Origin of the sequence: Streptomyces misionensis (genome assembly GCF_007896895.1) — a bacterium.
Taxonomy (GTDB): domain Bacteria; phylum Actinomycetota; class Actinomycetes; order Streptomycetales; family Streptomycetaceae; genus Streptomyces; species Streptomyces misionensis_A.
Window position 1 is genome coordinate 2,605 of record NZ_VOGW01000166.1, and the last position, 838, is coordinate 3,442.

Genomic DNA, 838 nt, shown 5'->3' on the forward strand with positions numbered 1-838 from the left:
CCGCGTCGTCCCGGGACGCCGCGTGGTACGAGAACAGAGCGAGACCCCCCACCGCCACGCCCACCGCCCCCGCACCCGCGGCGCCGACCAGCACCGTCCGGCGCAGCCGTCGCCGCCCGCCCGCCGGCCTCCGCTGATCGGCCCGCTCGGGCGCCGAGGGCTCCGGGCCGCCGGGAGCCGTCCCGGAGCCGAGGAGCCGCGTCTGGGTCCCGGCCGCAGGTATTTCGGGCCCGGCCGCCAGTACTTCGGGCCCGTTCGGCCGCGCGTCGGACCCGATGGGCCGCGCGTGGGGCCCCGGCACTTCGGGCCCGTCCGTCCGCCTCTCGGGCCCGGCCGTCCGCGCCTCGAATCCGGCCGCCTGCGCGTCGGACCCCGTGGGCCGCGCCTGAGGCCCCAGCACCTCGGGCCCGTCCGTCCGCCTCTCGTACCCGGCGTCCCGCGGCTCGCTCCCGACGGGCCGCGCTTCGGGCCCGGCAGCTCGCCCACCGGGGCCGGCCGCCCCCGCCTCGTTCCCGACGGGCCGCGCTTCGGGCCCGGCAGCTCGCCCACCGGGGCCGGCCGCCCCCGCCTCGTGTCCGGCGGGTCCGCCCGTCGGGGGCGGCGGCAGGGCGGCCCCGGTGGGCGGTACCGGACGGGTGGTGTTCGGCTCGTCCGGGCCCACGTCCACGTACGGCCGTATGCGCAGCGGGTCGAAGTCCTCCGCCGCGGCCGCCTCCGCCGTGCGCGTCTCGCGCAGTGCCTCGGCCGTGCGCTCGGCGCAGTCGCAGGACGGGGTGCCCGCCGCGTCCCTCGGCCTGCCGCACTCCGGGCAGGGCATGCCCCTCCCGCCGGTCGCGTC